We start from the raw sequence: 18707 nt of genomic DNA, 5'->3' as shown, positions 1-18707 counted from the left end.
GATGAGTGTATAGCGCTTGAACTTTTTTAGTGAGTTGACTGAATTGCAAGTTATGTAAGAAGCGGGCAGATACTTGATAAGTATTTGCCCGTTTTAGTTAGCCTTTCCACACTTGCGGATTGACCAGATCTTGCGGCCGCTCGCCCAGCAGTGCGCTGCGCAGGTTGTCCAGGGCGCGGTTGGCCATGGCCTCACGGGTTTCATTCGTGGCCGAGCCGATGTGCGGCAACGTCACCGCGTTTTTCAGCTGGAACAACGGCGACTCGGCCAGCGGTTCTTTCTCGTAGACGTCCAGCCCGGCGCCGCGAATGCGGTTGTTTTGCAGCGCTTCGATCAGGGCAGGCTCGTCGACGACCGGACCGCGGGCGATGTTGACCAGGATGGCGCTCGGCTTCATCAGGGCCAGTTCGCGGTGGCTGATCAAGTGCCGGGTTTTCTCGCTGAGCGGGACGACGAGGCAGACGAAATCGGCTTCGGCCAGCAGTTCGTCAAGGTTGCGGAACTGCGCGCCGAGTTCTTGTTCCAGCTCGGTCTTGCGGCTGTTGCCGCTGTAGATGACTGGCATGTTGAAGCCCAGGCGACCGCGACGGGCAATGGCCGCGCCGATGTTGCCCATGCCGACGATGCCCAGGGTTTTGCCGTGTACATCGCAGCCGAACAGCGGCGCGCCGACGCTGGCTTTCCACTGGCCGGCCTTGGTCCAGGCGTCCAGTTCGGCCACACGGCGCGCGCTGCTCATCAGCAAGGCGAAGGCCAGGTCGGCGGTGCTTTCGGTGAGTACGTCGGGGGTATTGGTCAGCATGATCCCGCGTTCGTTGAAGTAGGCGACATCGTAGTTGTCGTAGCCGACGGAGACGCTGGAGACGACTTCAAGGTTGGTGGCGTTTTCCAGTTGTGCGCGCCCGAGTTTGCGGCCCACGCCGATCAAACCGTGGGCGTGGGGCAGGGCTTCATTGAATTGAGCATTGATGTCCCCGCGCTTGGGGTCGGGCGCGATGACGTCGAAGTCTTGCTTGAGGCGCTCGANCATGTGCGGGGTGACGCGGCTGAAGGCGAGGACGGTCTTTTTCATGGGAGGAGGGCTCGTCGGGGCTTGGTGAATGCCAAGCACGCTAACATTCTTTTCCAGCATTGTGCGAGTGGGCGGGGTGACTGCGGGGATTTGTGNNGCTGGCCTGAATAGCGATGGCGGCCTTCGGGCCGACCATGTTGGGGTTGACCGGGTGCATATCCATTCCTGCGGTAACGGCGGCTGGCGGTTTCGCCCTTACGGCGACTCACTTTTTTTACAAGCGCCAAAAAAGTACCCAAAAAGGCTCGCCCCAAGCGTCCGGCCCCTCGCCTGGGCTCGGCGTTCCTTCGCTCCGGTATCCATCCGGGGACACTGCCCTCCGGTCTGCTTCGCGACGACCTACATGCAGCGTGTTCGACTGCGTCGAACGGCGCTACGCGCCACTCCCCGGATGAACACCTCCACTCAGCCTCCCGACGGGGCGGGTGGATCAAGATCAAGAGCAGGCGAGCTAACGCTCGGCCTGATGAGTGGTGAGAAGCGGGCGTGTGCGCCGATCTGTTTTTGTAGGAGCTGGCTTGCCAGCGATGGCGGCCTGACAGCCGACCTGCAATTTGCGGGTGTACGCCATTCCCTGTGGGAGCTGGCTTGCCTGCGAAGGCGGCCTGACAGCCGACCTGCAATTTGCGGGTGTACGCCATTCCCTGTGGGAGCTGGCTTGCCTGCGAAGGCGGCCTGACAGCCGACCTGCAATTTGCGGGTGCACCCAATTCTATTGTGGGAGTGAGCCTGCTCGCGATGGCGGAGTGTCTGCCAACATCAATGCCAGATGTCAGACCGCAATCGTGAGCAGGCTCGCTCCCACAGGGGGATCAGCCGTGCGGCTAAGGTTTTGGTATGGCGACGTTATCCAGCATCCGGTTTGCGGCCAGTTCGGCCAGCATGACGATCTGTTGAATGGCCATCGCCTTGTGCCGATGCGGGCCTTCCAGATAGTCCGCGAAGTCGCTCGCCATCACGCTGGCCTGGGCCAATGACTCGCAGGTGTGGGCCAGCAGGTCTTCGTCTTTGATGTCCGGTGCGATCAAAAACATGGTGCTGGGTTTGCGCATTGCAGGGGATTTGAGGGCCGCGGGGTTGAGGTAGTGATCCAGCGCGCGCTCGGCGGCTTCGTTGAGTTTTTTGGAATCGAGGGATTCGTACGGGGAAACGTCGTCTGTTCCCGGGGGATTCGGAGTTTCTTTAATCATTGGCAAAGATCCTTAGAGTCGAGGAGCTGCCACTTTTCGTTTTCCAGACGAAGGGGTGGCAGCTGTACGCGGACTGGAAAAACCGAGAAAGGATCAAACCCGGCAGACCCGGAGGTCTCCCACGCACAGCCGCCATAACTCAGATCGCGGTGCTGAAAAAGCGCCGCATTATGTCATGTGCATTGATCCTTCTTCGGGTTTTCCAGACCCGATCGCTGAAATGCCAGCGACCCACAAAGCCTACCCATTTCCCGTCTGACCCAACAACCGACAGAACCCGTCGGAAACATTCCCCAAAATCACCGCGTCTGTAGGACCGTGAAATCAGTTCGCCAGGCGAGCGCCGCTGAGGCTGCCACTCAATTCATACGCCACCAACTCCGCCTGATGCGCCGCCAGAATCTCCGGCAACGAACCGCGCAGGTATTCCACCCAGGTCTTGATCTTCGCATCCAGGTACTGGCGTGACGGGTAGATGGCGTACAGGTTCAGCTCTTGCGAGCGATAGGTGGGCATCACGCGCACCAGTGTGCCGTTGCGCAGGCCTTCAATGGCCGCATACACCGGCAACAGGCCAACGCCCATGCCGCTGGTGATCGCGGTTTTCATCGCATCGGCCGAGTTGACCAGGAACGGCGAGCTGTTGATGGTGACCATTTCCTGGCCTTCCGGGCCGTCGAAGGTCCATTTCTCCAGCGGGATCACCGGGCTCACCAAGCGCAGGCACGCGTGGTTGAGCAAGTCGCTGGGTTTGTGTGCGCAGCCTTTGGCCTTGACGTAGTCCGGCGAGGCGCACGCGATGCTGTAGGTGATGCCCAGGCGCTGGGACACGAAGCCCGAATCCGGCAGCTCGCTGGCCAGCACGATGGACACGTCGTAGCCCTCGTCGAGCAGGTCCGGCACGCGGTTGGCCAGGGTCAGGTCGAAGGTCACGTCGGGGTGGGTGCGGCGGTAGCGGGCAATTGCGTCAATCACGAAATGCTGGCCGATACCGGTCATGGTGTGCACTTTCAACTGCCCGGCAGGGCGCGCGTGGGCGTCGCTGGCTTCGGCCTCGGCCTCCTCGACATAGGCGAGGATCTGTTCGCAGCGCAGCAAGTAACGTTTACCGGCTTCGGTCAGTGCAATGCGACGGGTGGTGCGGTTGAGCAAGCGGGTTTGCAGATGGGCCTCAAGGTTGGAGACCGCGCGCGAGACGTTGGCGGTGGTGGTGTCCAGTTGCACGGCGGCGGCGGTGAAGCTGCCGGCTTCGGCCACGCAACTGAAAGCGCGCATGTTTTGCAAAGTGTCCATGGAGTGTTCTCAGGGGAGATAGCAAATTGTGACACAAGGTTTCAGAGACTGAGACCCCGACCAAGGGATTATCGCGTTAACGGTAACAAAGATTCACAGGATTCCCAGCTTATCGCCACTAAGACCCACCCCTAGAATTGCGCCCACCTCCTACAGGGGGCCTCTCCCACCTCAGGAATTTTCAGCAGTGCCGCAGCTTATCGCCACTAAGACCCACCCCTAGAATTGCGCCCACCTCCTACAGGGGGCCTCTCCCACCTCAGGAATTTTCAGCAGTGCCGCGTCGCATCAACAGAGCGCTTCAGACGCTCAGTGTTCTGGCTTTATCCCTGACCCTCAGCGGCTGCATCGGAACCGGAGGAATTGCCCCGCAGGGCAAGGCACTGGAGGCCGATTCACTGGCCACCGACGACGCCATCCAGAGCGCCGCGCAGGACGCTCACTGGCCCACCGCGCAATGGTGGCAGGCCTATGGCGACCCGCAACTGAACCGCTGGGTGGAACTTGCCGTGCAAGGCAGCCCGACCATGGCCATGGCCGCCGCGCGGGTGCGTGAAGCGCGGGCCATGGCCGGGATTGCCGAGTCGGCCGAGTCGTTGCAGATCAACAGTGACACTACCCTCAAGCGCCACAATTGGCCGAAGGATCAGTTCTACGGGCCGGGCGAGTTGGCCAACACGACCACCTGGGACAACAACGCCGCGCTGGGTTTCAGCTACGCCCTGGACCTCTGGGGCCGCGAAAGCAACGCCACCGAGCGCGCCGTGGACCTGGCCCATATGAGCGCTGCCGAAGCGCGCCAGGCCCAGCTCGAATTGCAAAACAACATCGTGCGCGCCTACATCGAACTGTCGTTGCACTACGCGCAGCGGGACATTGTCGAGGCGACCCTGAAACAGCAGCAGCAAATTCTCGATCTGGCGCAAAAACGCCTGAACGGCGGCATCGGCACCCATTTCGAGGTCAGCCAGGCTGAAACGCCGTTGCCGGAAACCCATCGCCAACTCGATGCCTTGGACGAAGAAATCGCCCTGAGCCATAACCAGCTGGCGGCCCTCGCCGGGAAAGGCCCGGGCGATGGCGGGCAGTTGCAACGACCCACATTGTCATTGGCCGCGCGGCTGAAACTGCCGTCGGCGCTGCCCGCACAATTGCTCGGTCAACGCCCGGACGTGGTCGCCAGTCGCTGGCAAGTCGCCGCCCAGGCCCGAGGCATTGATGTGGCCCATGCCGGTTTCTACCCCAACGTCGATCTGGTCGGCAGCCTCGGCTACATGGCCACCGGCGGTGGGGCGCTGGAGTTTTTGACCGGCAAGAAACTCAACTACAGCGTCGGCCCGGCGATCTCGTTGCCGATCTTCGACGGCGGCCGTTTGCGCGCGCAGTTGGGCGAGGCCAGCGCCGGTTATGACATCGCCGTGGCCAAGTACAACCAGACTCTGGTCAATGCGCTCAAGGGCATCAGCGACCAGTTGATCCGCCGCGAGTCCATGGACAAGCAGCAAACCTTCGCCGCCGAGTCGGTGGCCACTGCGCAGAAGACTTATGACATCGCGATGGTCGCGTATCAGCGCGGGCTCACCGATTACCTGAACGTGCTCAATGCGCAGACCCTGCTGTTCCGCCAGCAACAGGTGGAGCAACAGGTGCAGGCCGCGCGCCTGAGTGCCCATGCCGAACTGGTGACCGCCCTGGGTGGCGGGCTGGGGGCGGGGACCGATGTGCCGACGGACAGCCAGACCCAGGCGCCGAAAACCCCGGCCCTTTTAAAGAGCCTCTCGAATTGAACACGATGTTCCAGGTTCATCCGCATTTGTGGCGAGGGAGCTTGCTCCCGCTTGAGTGCGCAGCACTCACAAAATGTGAGGTGGCTGCCCGAATATTGGGGCCGCTACGCAGCCCGGCGCGAGCAAGCTCGCTCGCCACAGAATCTCTTTTGCCTCACGTGCTTCCAGGATACTCATGACTCCCACGCCCGCACCTCTGCGCTGGCTGTATTCCCTTGAATGGCGCCGGGGTTTCTTTGACTGGGCACGCAGCGACGGCGTGACCTGGGTCTACATTTTCAAAGTGCTGTTCGCCGCGTTCCTGACCCTGTGGCTGGCAATGCGTCTGGAGTTGCCGCAACCACGCACGGCGATGATCACCGTGTTTATCGTGATGCAACCGCAGAGCGGCCAGGTGTTCGCCAAGAGCTTTTACCGCTTCCTCGGCACCCTGGCCGGGTCGGCGGTGATGGTGGCGCTGATTGCCCTGTTCGCCCAAAACACCGAACTGTTCCTCGGCTCGCTGGCGATTTGGGTGGGCATTTGCTCGGCCGGTGCGGCGCGTTATCGCAACTTTCGCGCCTATGGTTTTGTGCTGGCTGGCTACACGGCGGCGATGGTGGGTTTGCCGGCCCTGGCGCACCCGGACGGCGCGTTCATGGCGGCGGTGTGGCGGGTGCTGGAAATTTCCCTGGGGATTCTCTGTTCCACGCTGGTCAGCGCCGCGATCCTGCCGCAGACCAGCAGCGCAGCCATGCGCAACGCCCTGTATCAGCGCTTTGGCGTGTTCGCGCTGTTCGTCACCGACGGCCTGCGTGGGCGCAGCCAGCGCGAAGGTTTCGAAGCGAGCAACGTGCGCTTTATCGCCGAAGCCGTGGGCCTGGAAGGCTTGCGCAGCGTCACCGTGTTTGAAGACCCGCATATGCGTCGGCGCAACGGTCGGCTCAGCCGCCTCAACAGCGAGTTCATGAGCATTACTACGCGGTTCAACGCCTTACACCAATTGCTCGAACGCTTGCGCAGCAGCGGCGCTGACCATGTGGTGGCGGCGATCAAACCGGGGTTGCAGGACCTGGCAGAATTGCTCGACGGCTTCAGCGGTCGCGCCTTGACCAGCCCCGACGCCGCGCGCCTGGCCAGCGCATTGGCGACCTACAAGGAGAACCTGCCGGCGCGGGTTCGCAGCCTGCGGACGACCTTTCAGGAAAGTGATCCGAGCGACGCCGAGCAGCTCGATTTCCACACCGCCTACGAACTGCTCTATCGCTTCGTCGACGAGTTGCACAGTTATGCACAGACCCACGCGTCACTGGCCGATCACAGTCATGCGCGCGAGCAATGGGACGAGCCGTTCACCCCGCAAACCAACTGGATGGCCTCGGCGGCGTCGGGGATTCGGGCGGCGTTCATTCTGCTGGTGCTGGGCAGTTATTGGGTGGCGACGGCATGGCCGAGCGGGGCGACCATGACGCTGATCGCGGCGGCTACCGTCGGCCTTTCAGCCGCGACACCCAACCCCAAACGCATGGCGTTCCAGATGGCCTGCGGNACCTTNNTCGGCGCATTGATCGGCTTCGTCGAGATGTTTTTCATCTTCCCGTGGATCGACGGTTTTCCGTTGCTGTGCGTGATGCTCGCACCGGTGATCGTCCTCGGTTCGTTCCTCACATCGCGGCCGCAATACGCCGGTGTCGGCCTCGGGCTGCTGATTTTCTTCAGCACCGGCTCGGTGCCGGACAACCTCACGGTCTACAACCCCTACACCTTTATCAACGACTACATCGCCATGGTCATCGGCATGCTGGTGTGCGCGGCGGCGGGGGCGATCATCCTGCCGCCCAACAGCCGTTGGCTGTGGCGCCGCCTCGAGCAGGACCTGCGTGAGCAAGTGGTGTATGCGATCAGTGGCAAGCTCAAGGGCCTGGCGTCGAGTTTCGAAAGCCGCACCCGCGACCTGCTGCACCAGGCTTACGGCCTCGCCGTCGGCCAGCCGCAAGTGCAGCGCGACCTGCTGCGCTGGATGTTCGTGGTGCTGGAAGTCGGCCACGCGATCATCGAACTGCGTAAGGAGCAGGCGATTTTGCCGGTGCACCCGGCCTATGCCGAATCCCAGCCATGGCGCCAGGCAATCCGCGTGATGGGCCGCTCGCTGGTGCGGCTGTTCCTGCAGCCCAGCGCGAGCAACCTGGAGCGCGGGCTAATTGCCGTCGACCATGCGATCAGCCGCGTGCAGGCCACCGACGAACCTTTCGCCCCGCACTTCGACACCTCGGCCCTGCGCCGGGTGAAAAGCTACCTGCACTTCATCCGCACCTCGCTGCTGGACCCGCAATCACCGCTCTCCGCCTACGCCAGCACTTCGCCCCAAGGACTTGAACATGCCTCGTGAAATCGCCTTCCACGGCGTGTACATGCCGACCATGACGCTGATGTTTTTCATCGCTGCGGCGCTGGCCTGGGCGCTGGACCGGTTTTTGTCCGGGTTCGATCTGTACCGTTTNTTCTGGCACCCGGCGTTGCTGCGCCTGAGCCTGTTCGTTTGCCTGTTCGGCGCGCTGGCGCTGACTGTCTACCGTTGAGAACGCTCCTCATGAAAAAGCTTTTCAGCCTGCTCGCCACCCTGCTGGTGCTGGCCCTCGCGATAGGGATCGGCCGCACCCTCTGGGTGCACTACATGGAAACGCCGTGGACCCGCGATGGCCGCGTGCGCGCCGACATCATCAACGTCGCCGCCGACGTTACCGGGGAAGTGGTCGACGTGCCGGTGCGGGACAACCAGTTGGTGAAAAAGGGCGACCTGCTGATGCAGATCGACCCCGAGCACTACCGCATCGCGGTCAAGCAAGCCCAGTCCCTGGTAGCGTCCCGTAAAGCCACCTGGGAAATGCGCAAGGTCAACGCCCACCGCCGCGCCGACCTCGACGCGTTGGTGATCTCCAGGGAAAACCGCGACGACGCCAGCAACATTGCTGACTCCGCCCTGGCCGATTACCAACATGCCCAGGCACAACTGGAAGCCGCTGAACTGAACCTCAAACGCACTGAGGTCCGTGCTGCGGTGGACGGCTACGTCACTAACCTCAACGTGCACCGTGGCGACTACGCGCGCATCGGTGAAGCGAAGATGGCTGTGGTCGATATGAACTCGTTCTGGGTGTATGGCTTCTTCGAAGAAACCAAGCTGCCCCACGTCAAAATCGGCGACAAGGCCGACATGCAACTAATGAGTGGGGAAGTGTTGAAGGGGCATGTGGAAAGCATCTCCCGTGGCATCTACGACCGGGACAACCCGGAGAGCCGCGAGCTGATTGCGGACGTGAATCCGACGTTCAACTGGGTGCGCCTGGCCCAGCGGGTGCCGGTGCGGATTCACATTGATGAAGTGCCGGACGGCGTGTTGCTGGCGGCGGGTATCACCTGCACCGTTATCGTTGACCCAGCACAACACTGAAAGGTGGNNCCGCGTCTTACTCCTTGCAAAACGTCTCATGCAAATGCCGCCAGATTACTGGACCGGATGCCTGCTTTTCGAACACCACCGTTGATCGCCGATCCGAATGCAACCCCGTCGCATCCGTCTGCTGCTCGCGATAGCTCACCACCGCGCCACCGTCGTACAGCGCAATACCTCGCAACTCACTAAGCTCGATCCTGAAGCCGAGCTTCTTCCCGCCGGCCAGCAGGAACAACTCGCTCAATGCCTCAAAATCCAGCACCCGACCGAGGGGCGAGATCATGGAAAACTGCGGCGAAAATCGGGTCAGCAGGCGTTCAAGTGCGGACTCGTCCTGGTCCTCGGCCAGCCATTGTTCGATGGCGACGTGGGCCTGGATCACTTCGTCGAAGTACTCGGTGTAGTCGGTCATGGTTGTTTCCTGAGTTTTTGCGAGCCTGCTCGCGATAGCGTCGACTCGGTCTTAGAGTGACCCCTTCNNNTTGTTTCCTGAGTTTTTGCGAGCCTGCTCGCGATAGCGTCGACTCGGTCTTAGAGTGACCCCTTCAACCCGAACCGCTTCATCAACCCCGCCTCCAACAATCCCTTAGGCAGCAACCCCGCCAACAACGGCAACGCCCGGCTGCCATTGCCCAGGCGAATCAGCCGCGGTGGTTTGCTTTGTTGCACAGCCTTGAGCAAACCAACGGCAAACTCTTTGGCCGGCGTCGGTTTGTCCTGTGAGGCCTTGGCCCGCGCACGAATGCCTTCACGCAGCGGAAACCACGGCGATTGCTCGGTGATCAACTGCTCCGCCTCATGCCCGGCATTCTTGGCGAAGCTGGACTCGATCGCGCCTGGCTGCACCTCCATGACCCTTACACCAAACGGTGCCAGTTCCATGCGCAATGCATCGCTCAGGGCATGCACCGCGGCTTTCGACGCGCAGTAAGCCCCGGCAAACGGTGTAACCAGCACCCCGGAAACGCTGCCGATATTGACCACGATCCCTTTGGCCCGACGCAGCACCGGAAACAGTGCGCGGGTCACACCGACAATCGCAAACACATTGGTTTCGAACTGCCGCTGCATCGCCGGCACACCGCCGTCCAGCAGCGGCCCCATGGCGCCATAACCGGCGTTGTTGATCAGCACATCAAGGCCGCCATGTTGCTGGTTGATTCGCTCGCTCAACTGTTCAAGCGCCGCGCCGTCGTTGACGTCCAGCTGCACGGCCGTGAAACCGGCGGTGGCTAATGCGGCCACATCTTCAGCCTTGCGGGCGCTGGCCCAGACTTCGTAGCCGGCACCTCTGAACACATCGGCGAGGGCGCGGCCAATGCCGCTGGAGCAACCGGTAATCAACGCAACGGGCATGGCGCGGTCCTTGTGCAAAAAGAAGTAGGGGGGGATCAGTCGGAGAAACTACCCTGCAAACGCTCGGCGCGAAACTCCAGGGTTTGCGGGCGATAGCCAGGGCGCAGTGGCGGCAGGGGCAAGCAGTCTTCCCAGTTGGCGCCGGCTTGCAGTTCGCCGGGGCCGCGATAGCGCGGGGCGGCGTATTGATTGTCGGCCAGGTTGACGGTGTCGCCCGGTGCATAAGCGGCGAGCCGCCAGCGCAGCTCGGTCAGTGGCACGTCGTTGCCGTTGTTCATGGTCAGCTTCAACGGTCGATCCGCCGGGCAGTGTTCCGGCGCGTAGGTGATGCGCAACTCCAGGCGCGCCAGTTGCTTGACCTCGCGGTTATCCAGCCAGATCACCCACGTGGCCACCAAACCCAGCCCGATGGCGGCCGCCANCGACACCGGCAATGCCTTGGCCGGGTAGCGCAGCAACAGGATCAGCCAGGTGATGACCAGCAAGACGCCGATGAACATGACGCAAAACCTCGGAAAGGGATGCGAGCATCCTACCTAAGCCTGGATGAGGACTCACCGAAAACCCTGTGGGAGCGAGCTTGCTCGCGATGAGGCCAGCCGAGGCAGCGAAAAAACCAGACAAAAAAAAAGCCCCCGACCCACCCGCTGCGGATAGGGAAAACGCAGCGGACTGGACGGGGGCTTTTTGTTTTTACTTAACGCTTACTGCGCGATGGTTTTCACCGACACGCCACGTTCGATCGGGGTAGAGCGNCCGTAGATATCTTCAAACCGCTCGATATCGTCTTCGCCCAAATAGCTGCCCGATTGCACCTCGATGATCTCCAACGGGATCTTGCCCGGGTTGCGCAGGCGGTGCACCGAAGCGATGGGAATGTAGGTGGACTGGTTTTCGCAGAGCAGGAACACGTTCTCGTCACAGGTGACTTCGGCCGTGCCGCTGACCACGATCCAGTGTTCGGCGCGGTGGTGGTGCATTTGCAGCGACAGGCAAGCCCCCGGCTTGACCGAGATGTGCTTGACCTGGAAACGCCCGCCCATGTCCACCGAGTCGTAGGAGCCCCACGGGCGATAGACTTCGCAGTGGTTCTGGGTTTCGCTGCGGCCCTGTTCGTTGAGGGTCGAGACCATCTGCTTGACGCCCTGGACCTTGTCCTTGTGGGCAATCATCATCGCGTCCTTGGTTTCCACCACCACGATATTGTCCAGGCCGATCACCGACACCAGCTTGCCGTTGCCATGGATCATGCAGTTGCGGCTGTCCTGGATGACCACGTCGCCTTTGCTGACGTTGCCGTTGACGTCTTTGTCATTGACCGCCCATAACGAGGCCCAGCAACCTACGTCGCTCCAGCCGGCACTCAGCGGCACCACGCAGGCGCGCTGGGTTTTTTCCATCACGGCGTAGTCGATGGAATTGTCCGGGCAGCAGGCGAAGGTGGCTTCGTCGAGCGTTACGGTGTCGGCATCCTGCTCGCTGCGTTCCAGGGTGAGTACGCAGGTGTCGTAGATGTCCGGATCATGTTTTTTCAGCTCTTCAAGGAAGCGGCTGGCGCGGAACAGGAACATGCCGCTGTTCCAGAAGTAACCGCCGGACTGGACGAACTCGGTGGCGCGTTTCACGTCCGGTTTTTCGACGAAGTGCGAGACACGGCTGACGCCTTCGGGCAGCAGCGAGTCGGCGGTCGATTTGATGTAGCCGTAACCGGTTTCCGGTTTGGTGGCCGGTACGCCGAACAACACCATTTCGCCGTTTTCCGCAGCGACGGTGGCCAGTGCCAGTGCGCGTTGCAAGGCTTTCTGGTCNTCGATCACGTGGTCGGCCGGCAGCACCAGCATCAGTTCGTCGCGGCCTTCGTTGACCAGCATCATCGCGGTCAGGGCCACGGCCGGCGCGGTGTTGCGCCCGAACGGTTCCATCAGGATGCGCTGGCATTCGAGCTTACGCGTGCTCAGTTGCTCGTTGACGATAAAGCGGTGGTCCTTGTTGCAGACCACGATTGGGGAGTCCATGCCTTCAAACACCAGGCGCTCCAGGGTTTGCTGGAACAGCGTGTGCTCGCCGGTCAGGGCCAGGAATTGCTTAGGGAACTGTTTGCGGGAAAGCGGCCAAAGACGTGAGCCGCTACCACCGGAAAGGATTACCGGAATCATGTTGTTACTCCTTGAAAATCGTATGGGTCAGAGCTACTGCGTTCTGTCGTTTCACTCTTGTTCTTATTCCGTGTCCGGATGANCTCGGTCAANTGTGGGAGCTGGCTTGCCTGCGATGGCATCACCTCGGTNNANCTGATANACCGAGTCGCCTGCATCGCAGGCAAGCCAGCTCCCACATNGAANCGGGTCAGCCGGACAAATGTGTTAGCGCGTCGAAACCGGGCGTTTTACCCAGACTGGCGACAAGCTGCTGCCTTTACCGGTGACGTACAGCACGGCGGCTTCACCGCGTTCCAGGGCAACCGGTTTCACGTCGCCGACTTTGGTCGCGCCGTCGTACAGGGCCAGGCTGACTTTGACCGGGTTGATTTCACGTTCGCCACGGCCTTTGGCCGCCACGGACGGGACCACTTCGGTCTTGCCGTCGGCGGTCTTCAGGGTCAGGGCCTTGTCGCTGAGGTTCTGCACGCGTACCAGGGATTTCTGCTTGTTCTTGAACGGCGGTTCTTCGATCAGTTGTGGCTGGCCGCTGCCGCTGTTAACCAGGGTGTAGTAGTGGTCGGCGGCGAGTTTGACCGGCACGGTCTGGCTGCCGACCTTGGCGCTGTAGTCGCCGCCCGGCATGAAGCTGAAGTCGCTGCTGGCCAGCGGTGCAACGTCGTTCAGGTTGGTGGCGCCGACGGTGGCGCTGACTTCCTGGTTACTGGCGTTGTAGACACGCACGAAGCTCGAACCTTTTGGTGCAGTCGGGCCATAGAGTGCGGCGTCGCCAGCGAAGGCGGACATCGACAACACGCTCATGCCTGCAACGAGTGCGAGGGTCTTGGCGAGACGACGCGGAGTAGTAGTGAAAGTCATGTGAGTTACCTCTCTTTCAGTTTTGCGCCCGGTCGGGCGTCTCGGATTTAGTGTTTGCGGCTACGTTTTGTTGGCGGGCGCCGGCTTCTTTGAGCTCTGCGACCCACTGCGGGTCGGCGTCACCGATTTCGTTGTTGACGGGCAGATAACGTTCAGGAAATTCCCAGATCAGCACCTGTGGCGGGCTGTTCTTGAAGTCGTCGCTTTTCAGGTAGCTGAGCATCGGCAGAATCGGGCCGTGGCCGTCTTCGGAGTAGTTGATGACGTCGCTGTGCAAGGCTTGCTTGAGCGCGCCGACGAAGTTCCAGTTGGGGTTGGCGCTGTAGCTGGTGCCGANCAGGGCCACCGGCACTTCGGTGTTGGCGAATAGCGCGTCATCACCGGCAGGCTGGTCTTGCGCCACCACGGTGTTGCGCTTTTGTAAAGGTTCAGTCTTCGGCATCAGGTTTTCGAACAGCGGGTCCAGCGGCAGGAACAACCGCAGGTCGCCCTTGTGCGTGACCTTCTCCGCAGGTTCGGTGACGAAGCGTTGCGGCTCGCCGCTGAGCGGAGTTTTCTCGGCAATGGTTTTGGCCAGGTGTTTGGCGGCGATTTCGGCGCCGTCCGGCGTCCAGTGGGTGTCGGTGCGCAGGAACACTTGCTTGCCGCCAAGCTTGGCCTNNNGCATCGGACCGAACAGGTCGGGCGCGATGATCTTGTTGGCCGCCACGCGAGCGTGGAAGTCTTCATAGAGGTTGGCGTGGATGCTCGCCGGTTTCACGTCACCCAGGTGTTCCGGGTACAGGCGCACCTTGGCCGGCACAATCGCCATGACCAATTGAATGCCTTGGGCTTTGAGCTTCTGGCGTACGCCTTCGACCAGCGCGTAGTTGCCCTCCAGGTTCTGGTCTTCGTTGACGATCGGGTTGAATTCTTCATCGCTGTACAACCACTGATCGCGACCGAGCACCACGCCCGGACGACCCTCGTTGAACAGTTTAAAATCCAGCGCGGCCCAAAGGTTGGTGCCCAGGCGCTTGATCGGGAACTCTTCGTCGTAATGGGTTTCCACGGCTTTGGCCCAGCGGCCATTGAGCACCGTCGCATCGGNNTTGGTGCTGAAGCCGAAGAAACTGCGCGTCGACCACAGCCCCAGCACCAGCAGGGTCACCATGAACAGGGCGATGTAGAAGATACGTAATGAGCGGGTCATGGTCAGATCCCTCAGAACTGGAAGTAAAGGAACGGCGAGAAGCTTTGCGCCGAGAGTTTGAAAATCGAGGCGATGAACAGCACCAGTACCAGCGTGCGCATCACGTAACGCGACCAGTCCGCCGTCCAGTAAGCCGGTTGCACAGTCGCTTCAACGCCGACGGTGTAACCAGGCTCGTGGATGCTGCCCGGGTTGTCGCCCGGCACGGCTTTGATCATTCCAGGCGTCGCGGTGGCCGGGCCATCGGCCTCGACGTTCACAACAGGCTTGGTCTTTTCAGGCGGCAGGTTGCTGTAGAAATCGCGGATGCCGAAGAACGCCAGTGTTGCGTAGGCCACTACCAGGGTTGCCACTTGCAGGCCGGTGAGGTTGGCGCGGTTGAGTTCCGACAGTGACCATTCGCCGAAGCTGAACATCGCGCCGTACATGCGACCGGCGACGTGCAGGTTTTCCGAGCGGAAGATCACCCAGCCCATGACCACGAGCAGGAAAGTCAGGGCCCAGCGGATCGGGTTGATGCTGCGTGGCGAGGTGTTGAGGCCGATGGCTTTTTCAATCGCCAGCCACATGCCGTGCCAGGCGCCCCACGCGATGTAGGTGATGTTCGCACCGTGCCACAGGCCACCGAGCAGCATGGTCAGGAACAGGTTGCGGTAGGTGGTCAGCGTGCCTTTACGGTTGCCACCCAGGGTGATGTACAGGTAATCGCGCAGCCAGGTGGACAGGCTGATGTGCCAGCGGCGCCAGAACTCGGTGATCGACTGGCTGATGTACGGCTGTTTGAAGTTTTCCATGAAGCGGAAACCCATCATCAAGCCCAGGCCGATGGCCATGTCGCTGTAGCCGGAGAAGTCGAAGTACAGCTGCGCGGTGTAGGCCAGCGCGCCGAGCCAGGCATCGCCGGTGGTGGGGTTTTGCAGGGCGAAGCAATGGTCGGCCACCACCGCCAGGGTGTCGGCGATGAAGACTTTCTTGATGAAACCCTGCATGAACCGCGTGCAGCCCTCGGAGAACTTGTCGAGGGTGTGTGTGCGGTTGTTGAACTGGTCGGCCAGGTCGCGAAAGCGCAGCACCGGGCCGGCAATCAAGTGCGGGAAGATCGCTACGAACGCCGCAAAGTCGATGAGGTTGCGGGTGGCCGGGGTGTCGCCGCGGTACACGTCGATGATGTAGCTGATGGACTCGAAGATGTAGAACGAGATCCCGATCGGCAACAGCACGTGGGTGAGAATGAACGGCTCCAGGCCCGCCGACTTCATCATCACGTTGATGCTGTCGACACCGAAGTTGGCGTATTTGAAGTAGCCGAGAATGCACAGGTCGACCGCCACGCCCAACAGTAGCCAGCGTTGAGCCGGTTTGGTCCGAACGCCTGCTGCGCCGACTTTGAGGCCGATCCAGTAGTTCCACAACGTGACGGCTGCGAACAGCGCAAGGAAGTCCACNCGCCACCAGGCGTAGAACACATAGCTGGCAATCAGCAGCAGCAGGTTGCGATAGCGTTGCCCGCTCAAATAGTACAAGCCGAGGAAAATCGGCAAGAACAGAAACAGGAACACATTGGACGAGAAAACCATCCCGGTCTCTCCATGTTTAACCACAGTCAAGGGCCGCAGCCCCCCCAAACCCCCCATCGAAATCGAGGGGTAAAACGATGTTTCCTTGAGGGTGTGGTTGGCCTCAAGACCAACCCCTCACCCNTCACGGTCAGTCCCCTCGCCCCTCCGGGGAGAGGGTTAGGGTGAGGGCTGGTTTTCAGCCCCACCACAACTCACGAACCTTTTTTGCCTTTTTCGTTGGCCGGGTCGTAGACCTTGGTCAGGTCACCCCCGAGGCGGAAGGTCTTGAACGGCTGCATCTCGTGTTTTTTCTCGAGCACATCCGGCGAGCAGGTGTAGAGCGTGCAGAACGGTTCGAGCCAGGCGAATTTCGAATCGACCTTGAGGTCGGTCATGTCCTGTTCTTTACCGTTCTTCTTCTCGAATTCGTCCGGGTCTTCTACCCCCGATAGCACTCGATCACCCAGGCGTTTCAGCGCGCCGTTGTTTTCCTGGCGCAAATCCACACCGTTGACCTGGGCGAAACTGGCGATCATCGCCAGCGGCGGCAGGGCGTAGTTGTGATAGGCGAGGGCGCGTTGCTGGCGCTTGAGTTCGTTGGGCAGGAAACCCTGGGCGTCAATTTGATTGGCGGCGACCTTGAATTCCTTCACCGACCAGTCGAACAGGTCGCGGCGGTTGGTGGCGATGGACGTGGCCATCACCGACCAGGCCGCCCAGTAGGAGTGGTTGTTGGTTTTTTCCAGCGGCAGGTTGTCCCAGTCGCTGACGACCTGATCGGCCATTTTGCTGAACCAGGCTTCGATCAACTGCGACTCTTGCTGGTGGTTGGCCAGCGGGTGCGAGTCGGAGAACTTCAGGCGTACATAGGCCGAAGCCATGCTGCCCAGCGCCCATTTGCGCATGGACTTGCCGGTGTGGTTGAAGTCCTTGGACATCAACGCATCCGCCTTGGCCCAGCTCGTGAGCCAGTTCAAGGTGCATTCCAGCTGCTGCGGACGACCGTCGCGCATGAATTGCATCACGCGCTTGCTGGTGTCTTTTTCCAGCTTGGTGATGTCGGCGGTGCTGTCGCGAAAGGCTTTTTCGGATTGCACATTCAGGGTGGAACGGGCTTTGTCCGAACCTTCGTACTTGCTGCGAAATTGCAGCGAGCCGGTGTATGGCGTCGGCACCGCATCACAGCCTTCGCTCTTGTCGCCGGTTTTGACTTTTTCAATCGGCGCGAAGTAACCCTGTGGCGGACGCAGTGGCGCGGCGGCCTGGGTGGCGCCGGCGAACATCGCCAACGTCAGCAGGGAGGGCGCGAGTAACTTTTTCAAAGTTCGGGTTTGCATGCATGTCATAAGAGGTTGCCTCATTGCCCGGCTTGAGCGGTACGCTGCCCAGCGCCAGGGAATACATTGCGTTTGCAGATTTTCGCTTCGACTTTCTGTGGCGTGGCACCTGCTTCAGGGCCCTGGATTTCGACGGCCAGCAGATTCTGCGTGGCCCAGTCTTCGTCCGTGCGCAACTCAAAGGCAAAGCGCCCGTCGGTGTCGGAAGTTTCCGGTTTTTCGATTTTGATGTCCTCGTGGCGCCCGTTCATGTACCAGAGGGTGGCTTGCAGGGTTTTCACCGACGGGTCGGCGAAGCGGATGTCGACCTGATGGCTGCTGTTGCGCAGGTCTTTGTTCGAACTGTTGACCATTAATTCGTTCTTGCCGGGTTTCAACGTGGTGCTGGCGCTCATCTGCGCGGTCTTGCCTTCGCAGCCGTTGTCGAGCAGCGACATCATCTGGCGGTAGATGGTCTCCTGGTCGAGGCGATACAGTGGCGAGAATTCCCAGATCAGAATTTTCGGCGGGGTTTTCTGGAATTCATCGCTGCCCAGGTACTGGATCATCGACCCTTCCAGGCCACCGCCGGGGAAGGCGACGTTGAGGATGTCGGCACCGATCTCCTGTTCAAGGAAGCCGGCGAAGTTGTAGTTCTTGCCGCTGTGGCTGGTGCCCACCAGGGTGATCTGCGGGTTGCCGGCATCGCTGAACAGGTCGCCGTCGCCCGCTTCGCCTTTGGGCTCGGTGGTGAATTGGTCCATGTACTGGATCGCGTAGCTGGTGCCGCACAGCTGCCCGGCCATGTTGTGTAATGTTCCGGTCTTGCCCATGCGACCCGACTTATGGCTCTCGAATTCGCGCTTGGGAATGTCAGCGAACTCAGGCAATTGCTTGATTTTCTCGCCGACGATTTTCGCCGTGCGCTGGGCGCCATACGGNGTCCAGTGTTGGTCGCCACGGAAGTAGAAATCGTGGGCGGGCAACTCATCCGGCAGTTGCTCGTTGGTCAGCGGCGACAGGTCCGGAACCACGTAGCCCATGGCGGCGAAACGCCCGAGCATGGTCTTGTAGTTCTTCAGTGCCTTGTCGAAATCGAACNTGGCTTTCTCTGCGGGGTTGAGCTTGTTGCGGTTCACCAGGCCACGGGTCGGCTGGTAGACCACCACCAGTTCCACGCCTTTGGCCTTGAACGCATCGTGCAGTTGTTGCATGCGCTTGTAGCCGGCGGGGCTGGTGTCGAATTCAGTGCGCAAATCTTCCTGGGTACGGAACAGCCAGTCGCCCTGGGCTTGCACCAGGGTGGTGAAGTTCTGCTGGTAGCGCGTGGTGTAGTTCTTCGCGTCATGGGCGGCCGGGCACAGGCTGCAGCACGGCTCGGCGCTGAACGTAGGGGCTTTGACTTCATCGGCACGGACGCCGGCGCTGGCCGCGAGAATGCCAGCGGTCAGGGCCGACAGGCTGAGTAATTTGATCANGTGTGGGTGCATAA

At 61.0% G+C, this 18707-nt stretch carries 16 protein-coding genes; 4 read left to right on the top strand and 12 right to left on the bottom strand.

The window, feature by feature from the left end; genetic code table 11:
- Window positions 1-97: 97 nt before the first annotated feature.
- The 3 genes from B7L09_RS12200 to B7L09_RS12185 all read right to left on the bottom strand — a co-directional run bounded on the left by B7L09_RS12200 (window position 98) and on the right by B7L09_RS12185 (window position 3555).
- Window positions 98-1072: a 2-hydroxyacid dehydrogenase gene (locus B7L09_RS12200; protein ID WP_094469027.1), complete on the bottom strand. Its 975-nt coding sequence runs from the start codon at window positions 1070-1072 to the stop codon at window positions 98-100.
- A gap of 824 nt (window positions 1073-1896) precedes the next feature.
- Window positions 1897-2262 carry a DUF6124 family protein gene (locus B7L09_RS12190; RefSeq protein ID WP_094469026.1) on the bottom strand — a complete coding sequence of 122 codons (366 nt, stop codon included), beginning with the start codon at window positions 2260-2262 and terminating at the stop codon, window positions 1897-1899.
- 324 nt (window positions 2263-2586) lie between these two features.
- Window positions 2587-3555 (bottom strand): LysR family transcriptional regulator, encoded by a 969-nt coding sequence (locus B7L09_RS12185; protein ID WP_094469025.1) that lies wholly within the window; start codon window positions 3553-3555, stop codon window positions 2587-2589.
- Window positions 3556-3830: 275 nt separating this feature from the next.
- Here B7L09_RS12185 and B7L09_RS12180 point away from each other — a divergent pair, with 275 nt between their 5' ends.
- The 4 genes from B7L09_RS12180 to B7L09_RS12165 all read left to right on the top strand — a co-directional run bounded on the left by B7L09_RS12180 (window position 3831) and on the right by B7L09_RS12165 (window position 8772).
- Window positions 3831-5342, top strand: a complete 1512-nt coding sequence (locus tag B7L09_RS12180) for an efflux transporter outer membrane subunit (RefSeq protein ID WP_094469024.1) — start codon at window positions 3831-3833, stop codon at window positions 5340-5342.
- A 175-nt stretch (window positions 5343-5517) separates the two neighbouring features.
- Window positions 5518-7710 carry an FUSC family protein gene (locus B7L09_RS12175; RefSeq protein WP_094469023.1) on the top strand — a complete coding sequence of 731 codons (2193 nt, stop codon included), beginning with the start codon at window positions 5518-5520 and terminating at the stop codon, window positions 7708-7710.
- A complete protein-coding gene (locus tag B7L09_RS12170) occupies window positions 7700-7900 on the top strand; it encodes a DUF1656 domain-containing protein (RefSeq protein WP_094469022.1) in 201 nt (66 codons plus the stop codon). The genes B7L09_RS12175 and B7L09_RS12170 overlap by 11 nt, the downstream gene beginning before the upstream one ends.
- Window positions 7901-7911: 11 nt before the next feature.
- On the top strand, window positions 7912-8772 hold the full coding sequence (locus B7L09_RS12165) for an efflux RND transporter periplasmic adaptor subunit (protein WP_094469021.1): 861 nt from the start codon (window positions 7912-7914) through the stop codon (window positions 8770-8772).
- Window positions 8773-8788: 16 nt separating this feature from the next.
- Here B7L09_RS12165 and B7L09_RS12160 read toward each other — a convergent pair whose 3' ends face one another.
- The 9 genes from B7L09_RS12160 to B7L09_RS12120 form a co-directional block, all read right to left on the bottom strand.
- Window positions 8789-9187 carry a DUF4440 domain-containing protein gene (locus B7L09_RS12160; protein WP_094469020.1) on the bottom strand — a complete coding sequence of 133 codons (399 nt, stop codon included), beginning with the start codon at window positions 9185-9187 and terminating at the stop codon, window positions 8789-8791.
- Window positions 9188-9306: 119 nt separating this feature from the next.
- Entirely contained in the window at window positions 9307-10131 is an 825-nt protein-coding gene (locus B7L09_RS12155; RefSeq protein ID WP_094469019.1) for an SDR family oxidoreductase, read from the bottom strand.
- 35 nt (window positions 10132-10166) lie between these two features.
- Window positions 10167-10631, bottom strand: coding sequence for a multidrug transporter (locus tag B7L09_RS12150; protein ID WP_094469018.1), 465 nt, complete (start codon window positions 10629-10631; stop codon window positions 10167-10169).
- Between the two features lie 204 nt (window positions 10632-10835).
- Complete coding sequence (locus B7L09_RS12145) at window positions 10836-12287, bottom strand: mannose-1-phosphate guanylyltransferase/mannose-6-phosphate isomerase (RefSeq protein WP_094469017.1); 1452 nt, start codon at window positions 12285-12287, stop codon at window positions 10836-10838.
- Window positions 12288-12494: 207 nt separating this feature from the next.
- The gene (locus B7L09_RS12140) at window positions 12495-13148 is read right to left on the bottom strand and encodes an alginate O-acetyltransferase AlgF (protein WP_094469016.1); all 654 of its coding nucleotides are present in this window, start codon (window positions 13146-13148) and stop codon (window positions 12495-12497) included.
- Between the two features lie 16 nt (window positions 13149-13164).
- Complete coding sequence (locus tag B7L09_RS12135) at window positions 13165-14340, bottom strand: alginate O-acetyltransferase (RefSeq protein ID WP_094469015.1); 1176 nt, start codon at window positions 14338-14340, stop codon at window positions 13165-13167.
- 11 nt (window positions 14341-14351) lie between these two features.
- Window positions 14352-15917: an MBOAT family O-acyltransferase gene (locus B7L09_RS12130; protein ID WP_094469014.1), complete on the bottom strand. Its 1566-nt coding sequence runs from the start codon at window positions 15915-15917 to the stop codon at window positions 14352-14354.
- A gap of 194 nt (window positions 15918-16111) precedes the next feature.
- Window positions 16112-17245, bottom strand: coding sequence for a mannuronate-specific alginate lyase (locus B7L09_RS12125; RefSeq protein ID WP_094469013.1), 1134 nt, complete (start codon window positions 17243-17245; stop codon window positions 16112-16114).
- An 11-nt stretch (window positions 17246-17256) separates the two neighbouring features.
- A complete protein-coding gene (locus tag B7L09_RS12120) occupies window positions 17257-18705 on the bottom strand; it encodes an alginate O-acetyltransferase (protein ID WP_094469012.1) in 1449 nt (482 codons plus the stop codon).
- Between the last annotated feature and the right edge of the window lie 2 nt (window positions 18706-18707).

This window comes from Pseudomonas mandelii (assembly GCF_002251635.1).
Classification (GTDB): domain Bacteria; phylum Pseudomonadota; class Gammaproteobacteria; order Pseudomonadales; family Pseudomonadaceae; genus Aquipseudomonas; species Aquipseudomonas mandelii_B.
The sequence above is the reverse complement of the archived record's forward strand: the minus strand, read 5'-3'. Positions and strand labels throughout refer to the sequence as shown.

Coding starts and splice junctions, on each gene's coding strand:
- B7L09_RS12165 (WP_094469021.1), top strand. CDS start 7,912: ATGAAAAAGCTTTTCAGCCTGCTCGCCACCCTGCTGGTGCTGGCCCTC.
- B7L09_RS12155 (WP_094469019.1), bottom strand. CDS start 10,131: ATGCCCGTTGCGTTGATTACCGGTTGCTCCAGCGGCATTGGCCGCGCC.
- B7L09_RS12160 (WP_094469020.1), bottom strand. CDS start 9,187: ATGACCGACTACACCGAGTACTTCGACGAAGTGATCCAGGCCCACGTC.
- B7L09_RS12125 (WP_094469013.1), bottom strand. CDS start 17,245: ATGACATGCATGCAAACCCGAACTTTGAAAAAGTTACTCGCGCCCTCC.
- B7L09_RS12185 (WP_094469025.1), bottom strand. CDS start 3,555: ATGGACACTTTGCAAAACATGCGCGCTTTCAGTTGCGTGGCCGAAGCC.
- B7L09_RS12190 (WP_094469026.1), bottom strand. CDS start 2,262: ATGATTAAAGAAACTCCGAATCCCCCGGGAACAGACGACGTTTCCCCG.
- B7L09_RS12140 (WP_094469016.1), bottom strand. CDS start 13,148: ATGACTTTCACTACTACTCCGCGTCGTCTCGCCAAGACCCTCGCACTC.